The sequence below is a fragment of the Spiroplasma sp. DGKH1 genome (genome assembly GCF_040940205.1).
GTDB lineage: Bacteria > Bacillota_I > Bacilli_A > Mycoplasmatales > Mycoplasmataceae > Spiroplasma.
The window spans coordinates 245707-253169 of the sequence record NZ_JASTWG010000002.1; the positions used below are offsets into that span (position 1 = coordinate 245707).

3 protein-coding genes are annotated in these 7463 nt (G+C 26.5%); all 3 read left to right on the top strand.

All coding sequences use genetic code 4. From position 1 onward, the window contains the following. The first annotated feature begins 75 nt into the window (after positions 1–75). The 3 genes from QPK10_RS02650 to QPK10_RS02660 are packed head-to-tail and all read left to right on the top strand — an operon-like array spanning position 76 to position 7461. Positions 76–3966: an AAA domain-containing protein gene (locus QPK10_RS02650; RefSeq protein ID WP_368486487.1), complete on the top strand. Its 3891-nt coding sequence runs from the start codon at positions 76–78 to the stop codon at positions 3964–3966. A 16-nt stretch (positions 3967–3982) separates the two neighbouring features. Next, on the top strand, positions 3983–6358 hold the full coding sequence (locus QPK10_RS02655) for a hypothetical protein (protein ID WP_368486488.1): 2376 nt from the start codon (positions 3983–3985) through the stop codon (positions 6356–6358). Continuing rightward, positions 6358–7461 carry a hypothetical protein gene (locus QPK10_RS02660; protein WP_368486489.1) on the top strand — a complete coding sequence of 368 codons (1104 nt, stop codon included), beginning with the start codon at positions 6358–6360 and terminating at the stop codon, positions 7459–7461. The genes QPK10_RS02655 and QPK10_RS02660 overlap by 1 nt, the downstream gene beginning before the upstream one ends. Positions 7462–7463 lie beyond the last annotated feature (2 nt).

Consider the following 7463-nt stretch of genomic DNA (forward strand, 5'->3'; position numbering starts at 1 on the left):
ATTTTTTGCGATATTTTAATAATTTAGTATAATTAAAGGAGTATAAATTAGTGGGGAGCATAAAGTAGGTGAAGTATGGTGGACAATGAGTTTTTAATTAAAGGTGATCGGTTTAACGGGAAAAATCTTTTATTAAATTGATATTTTCTTACCAACAGTAAAAGTAAGTTTAACGATGAGGATGTTAAAAATTTACATTTAAAAAATATTAATACTGTTAATGAACTATATAATTTTTTTAAAACGCATACTTGTATTGCTGATTTTTTTATTTGTTTAATTAATGATAAAGCTAAAATTAAAAAAGATAAAAAAGGCAGTGAAAAAGAACTTTTTGATATTTTAGTGCGTTTTAAATCAATTACTTTTGTTGATGATTTATTAGATCCTAATTTATCGTTAACAATTTTAGGAGATATTAACCCAGAAATTGGCGTTATTAATGTAAAAAATATTTTTTTAACTGCGATGGAAAAAACTAAGCAAGACTTTGAAACTCCGGGGGAAGGAGTTGTCTTAGAAATTGCTGATAATTTTAATCTTAACGAAGCAAAAACTCGTACGATTCTTGATTCAAACGTAATGGCTAATATGAAATTTTTAATTTCAACTTTTCAAGAAGAAAAAGCTGAATGGTTGCAATATTTACAATTTCAGACCCAAGATTTAGAATATAAGCGAAGCAATTCTTGCTTATATCTTGATAGTAAATTAATAGAATATGTTAAGATTCCCAAAACAGTATCTAATTTTGAAAAATACCATGATGCAAAGTTTAGTGCTAATAACTTTTGATATGTTCCAAAAAATATTTTTATAAAAAATAATATTAAACTAAACCCAAATAATTATGAAGAAATTATTATTGCAAATTTAACCTTGTTTGTTGATGATCAAGAAAAATATCGTTGTTTAAAATCATTACAAAATTTAAGTGTCGCTCCGCTTAATTTAAACCGTTCTTATAAAAAAGACAACCCCTTAACTTTGATGGAATTTAGCTATAATGATAGTTTTGCCCAAGATTCAAATGATATTATTGATTTAGGTTTTAACATCAATACAACGCAACATCTTAATGATAGTTTAACTCCTGCCGTTATTTTAGAAAAATTATGAAATATTTATCTTAATGAAAATAATATTGAAAAACCAAATGGTGAACAACAGGAAATTTCTCAACTATTAAAAACGCATTTAAAAGATTATCAACCAATTAATGCATATTATGAATTACAAAACGAAGAAGAATTATCACTCTTAGAACTTAATAACCAATTTCCCCAGTATGGTTATTTAACATATGTTGGGAAAGGTGACTCCACATTAATTCGCCGCAGTTCAGTAATTTTAGAAAAGATTAGTAAAAATGATGTGGCTAATCCTTATCTAATTAATTATATTTTTAATATTGAAGATGTTAAAATTAAAAATCAAAATCATTTATTAACAATTAATGATGTAACTTTTGCTTCGAATAATTTAAATGAAGAACAAAAATTAGCAATTGTTAAAACCCTAAATTCCCAAGATATCTTTTTATTACAAGGTCCACCGGGAACTGGAAAAACTGAATTTATTGCGGAATTAGTTTATCAATATGCAATGTTAGGAAAAAAAATATTAGTATCCTCACAAAACCATACTGCTATTGATAATGTTTTAATGCGGTTGTATAAAACACCCCAAATTGCTCCGCTTCGACTAACGGGAGAAGAAGTTCGTAAGAAAAATAAATTTGCTGATTTTAATCCGGATAAATTAATTTTTAATCATTATCGTTTTATTTATACTCATTTATTACAAAAGTATTTAACAAAATGAAATGCACTTGATTATGATTATGAAAATCAAAAATTAGAATTACAAAAATTAAAAACCAACGCCAAAATGCTGGGCCAGGAAATTGCGGAAGCCGAGAAATTAAAAGTTAAGTTAGCGGAATTAACAAAATTAAGAGACGATGCCATTAACAATGAATTAATTACAAAAAATAAAAATAAGAAACTTATTATTGAAATAAATAATATCAATAATATTTTTGAGATGTTAAATGATTATAACTGATCAGGAGTTATTAATCCAAATTCAGAAGTTGGTGAATTATTTAAAAAACATTTTGGTGTAATTATCCAAGAGAAACTAGAAACGGAATTTGACTCTTCATTTTCAATTCAGGAGACATACCAAAAAATTATTCAAACCGGAAATAGTAATCCTAAATTAATTACAATTAAAGAGCAAGAACTTTTTGAGTTAAAAAATATTAACAAAGAAAATCGTGATGATGACTGACTAGTTAAATTTACAACAGTATACCAAGAACTAAATGATTTAAAGGCAGTTGATCATAAACAAGAAGTTGATATCACCCAATATGAACATGCAATTAATGCTTTTCGAAATGATTTAGAAATGCTAAAGGTAATTTATGAAAACCGCTTGCATACTTTACAAGAATCAAATAAAGATATTAAAATTGCTCAATATGAGCAGGAGATTTCTTATTTAGCTGATGAAGTTAAAGTATTAGACCAAAAAGTGGTAGGTTTAAAAATTGAAATTGAAAATCTAGTGCAAAGTATTAACGATATTTTTAATATGCAGTTAACTATTAAGGATGTAGCAACAACTATTAGGGACATTGACCAGGCAATTAATGCCATTGATCTTAACATTAAAAGTATTGTTGATGAAAAAAATCAAAAAAATAATTTTGTAAATAATTTAATTAATTTTTTAGATAATAATTATCGAATTGGCGAATTTTTAGATCAAGAAAATATTAACAACAATAAATTTACTTCATTTATGGAACGAGATACAATTTCATATGCTAATCAATTTTTGCAAAATAATGTTAATGTCGTTGCAATGACCGCAACAGCTAACCAATCATACGCCCAAAGTAAAAATAAAGTTTTGCAAGATTATAATATTAGTGATATTGATATTAAAAAATTTGCATTTGATGTTGTAATCATTGATGAAGTAAGTAAGTTAACCCCAATGGAAGTTTTTATGCCCTTAGTGTATGGGAAGGCAGTTGTCTTAGTTGGTGACTATCGTCAGTTACCACCAATTATGCCATATCGTGAAGAAGACATTGCAAAAATCAATACTGTTTATCAAGAACATTATAGCTATCATGACTTTAATGAGTTATTAACTAATTCAATGTTTAAAAAATTAGTTGCCAAGTGTGATGATTCTGTGAAAGGAATTTTAACAAAACAATATCGTAGTCATGAGGATATTATGCGAGTAGTTAATGTTTTTTATGAAAATCAATTACAATTAGGTGACCCCGAAAATCAAAATAATTTAAAACAACATTATATTAAAGTTAATAATAAAAAGGGATTAACTATTTTTGAACCACGCAAAGCAGTGTATTGAATTGATTCAACAAAAGATGCCAATAATACTAACATAGTTTACGAACAAGGTGAATCAGGAAGTACTAGTTTATTTAATTGGTTAGAAATTGAACTAACCGTAAAAACTTTATTATTAATTGAAGAAGGTTATAATAACCAAGAAATAAAGTTAACCAAAAAACCTAAAGTAGCTGTTATTAGTTTTTATGGTCTCCATGTTAAAAAATTACGTCGGGCAATTAGTAATTTAAAATTTAAAAATATTATCGTTGAGGTTTCAACAGTTGATGATTACCAAGGACGTGAAACCGAAATTGTGATTGTTAATACTGTTCGCAATCCGAAAAACCAAGAAAAAGCGAATAAGGAATTTATTAAAAAATATGAACGGTTAAATGTTGCTTTTTCGCGGGCAAAAAATATGTTAGTGATTATTGGGGCTATTAATTTCTTTGCTCATATTGAAGTCGAAATCCCAACCATTGCCAATCCTGAAATTACCAAAATAATAAAAGCATACTATGAAATTATTAAAATCATTGATGAATACGGAACAGTTTTCAACGCCAATGATATCTTAGATTAACAGAAAGGGTGATTATATGAAATTAGGGACAATTAGCTTATATAAAAAATGACTTAAATTGAAAACTATTGTTGGTTATCAAACTCCTAAGAAACCATCATTTTTTCAGTATCTAATTTTAAATACGATTGCCACTTACCCTGATAAAAAGAAAACCTTAGCAGAAGTTTTCCATACCGAGTTAAAAATTAATGACTTAACAATTTATGCTGATTGTTTAAAAGATTTAATTGAGCGCGAAAATATTATTACGATTAATACTAATAGTTCCCTGCAGTATGTTAGTACTAGTTATAACAATGAATGAATTGATTGTGCCTTAGGTGTTTTTGCCATCTCACGAGAAGCACTTGCTGCCCTTGAGCGCGGAACTTTATTAAGTAAACATAACAACCGGGAAGCGTTGATTGATTTTGTTTTTGACCAGTTTACTGATGAGTTATTAGTTAATAATAGTACTGTTAACTTAACAGATAAAATTACTGAGGATGATTTAGTTATTAATGCTCCCAATGCTGTTGATCTGACGGGGAGTGATCTTTTTAATTATTTAAATGAATATAAAAAAAAGGACTTAAAAACTAACCAGTTTAATAAAGATACTACTTTTAGTTTTATTAAATCTAATAATGTAAAAATTGAAATGACTTCTGACAAAATTACTAATTTATTCAATCCAACTTATGAACCAGTTCAAATTAATTTAGCGCTAACAACTTTCAAAGATATTAAGTTAAAAGTGGAGAATGATAAAAATTTACAAAATATTTTGGATAATAATGATGCTATTAAAGGAACAGTTGTTGATTACTTTTTAAATAAAATGACCAATGAATTAAAAGAATATTTTAATTTAAATCTGTCACGCTTAAATATTAATTTATTTGAAAGTGATTATTTACAAGATCCTCGTTATATTACCACAACATTAGCTAACCCACGAATTTTAATTGTTAATAGTGCTTATGTAAATGAAAATGCAGTTATTAATAAAAAGTATTATCAAAATAATAATTTAGAGTTAGTAATTTTTGTAAATGCTAGCCAAGATACTAATTTAGAAGATTTACGAACAGAATTACCATTTTTCCGAATTAGTAAAGATCTAGTAACCTTTGATCATAATTTTATTACGTTATTTATAAATAATAAATTAGAAGCGGAGGCTTATGCCATTCAAGAAACTGAAATTATTAGTTTAGGGAAGAAAATTTTAGTGGCAAATAAATATAAGGATAACTACAGTAAAAATATTTTAAAAGAAATAATGCAATATTTAAATCAAAAATTAATAAAATACCAAGCGCAATTACGAGAACTAATTAGTAGTAAAAAAGAAACCAATTTATTTATCCATTTTTATTTGTTAGATTTAATCAATAATAATGATCATGCTTTCCAAACCTTTATGGAAAATCAAGCAACCGAACATTTTAATAATAAAACTGATTTATATTTACGCTGAGAAGAAATTTGTGATTATTTAGTTTTAAAACCTAACTATAAAAATACTATTCACAATACCTTAGTAGCAGATATTAAACAGTTAGCTCAAGAACAAAAAACAATTGTTCGAAGTTACAGTGTTTTATATAATGGTGAAATCCTTTCCAACAAAGATATTCTAAATACTTTGCAAGAATTATATGATGAGGATAATACCACAATGGGAGAATTATATGAATTAACAAAGATTGCTGCTCCCAGTATTGTTGAAAAAATTTGGAACCAAAATTTATTTAATATTGTAACTAAATTTATTAGACTAATTAACCAAAATATTACAAAAGAAATTATTGATCGCGATGATGATTTTGATGTTAACACTAAAAACACAGTCTTTTTAACTAATTTATATTCTTATGCAAAAGATTATGAAACATATCGTCAACAAATGGATTACCAATCAGAAACAAATGTTTTACAACGAAATTGAAAAGTACTCTGAGAAAAAATAAATTTAATTAAAGCCCGCTTAACTAGTTTTCAAAATTCCGCGGAGTTAATTATTCAATTGCTCCATTCCTTATCAGTTTTAGAGTTAAAATTCCGTCAACTTAAACATGGGGAAGTATTTAATTCCGCAGTTAAGTTTAATGATTATATGAACTTATGTGAATTTGGAAAAGCGAGTGTCTATGTTTTGAACAAGTTAGAAGGATATGTTGATGAAATATTAATTGTTGATGATTATGATGTTAAATATTTAAATGAAAAAATCTTTCTTTTAAAACCTAATTTTGAAAAAAGTAAATACAAAAAATTAAATGATTGATATAATGAATTAAAATTATATGTTTATTGTGAAGAATATCGTAATGAACAAAATGCTAATAAGAACCGTGAACAAATCAAAAAAATATTGGAAGGAATTGAAGAGGTGTTTGCATAATGAGCATGAGTGTTGAGCAGGTAATGTATAATTATCAAAAGAAAATTGAACAGCTAGAAATCAATATTAACTTTGTTCGTGAAAATTTAACAATTTTATTGCAGCAATTAAAAGCAATTGATGCTAGTGGTCTTAATTGTCAGCAAACTGAAAAATATTTAAAAGAATTAGATGCAATTATTGCGGAAATTGAAAATAATGAATTAGTTAAAACTTTTTCAAAACAAGATCATGTTGAATTAGAACAAGCTAAGCAAGTAAATTTTTATTTAGAGCAAAAAAAATTACGGCTAGCAGAAATCCAACAAGAGGTGGAATTATTAAAAATACAAGTTATTGAAGATGAAACTAAGCAGCGAGTTGCCAATTTAAAAAATCGTCTTAATTTAAACCATGATCAATTAGAGCAAGAGTTATTGGCAATGTTTGATGATAAACAATCACAAGCAATTATTCTAAGTTTTTTTAAAGAAAACAAAAGTAAGTTAGTTAATTTAAGTCCAACTGAAATTGCTGATATTGTTAAAGAAGAAATTAATAATTACCGAACAACAACTGACTTTGTTAAAAACCAATACCTTACGAGTTTTAAAGAACAAGTTAGTCGTGATAAGTTTGTAGAAGCAGAGTTAGCAACTGATTTAGAACAATTTAGTAAATTAGATTTAGAAAGTTCCCAAGAACTTAATAAAAAAGCATTAGCATTACAAAATAAAATTATTACTAAGCAGTTAGATGAATCAGCTCGTAAACATGCTATTAGTTCAATTTTACAATCAATTCAAAAACGAGGGTTTATTGTGAATAATAATGACATTCGATTGGTAAAAGAAAATGAAGATAGTGTTGTCATTGTGTATGCTAAAAAAGTAACTGGTGAAGAAGCAATTTTTAAAGTTTATTTAGATGGTAGATTTACTTATAAATTTGAAGGATATGAAGGGCATGCCCATGATACTGATGAGCAACCATTTATTAATGATCTATCAATGTATGATGTTTCCCTATCCAAAGAACAGAAGAAAACATATTTAAATCCTGACCGCTTAATGAATAAAGCAAAAATGAATGTTAATAATAATACAAATAAAAATAAAAAATAGTG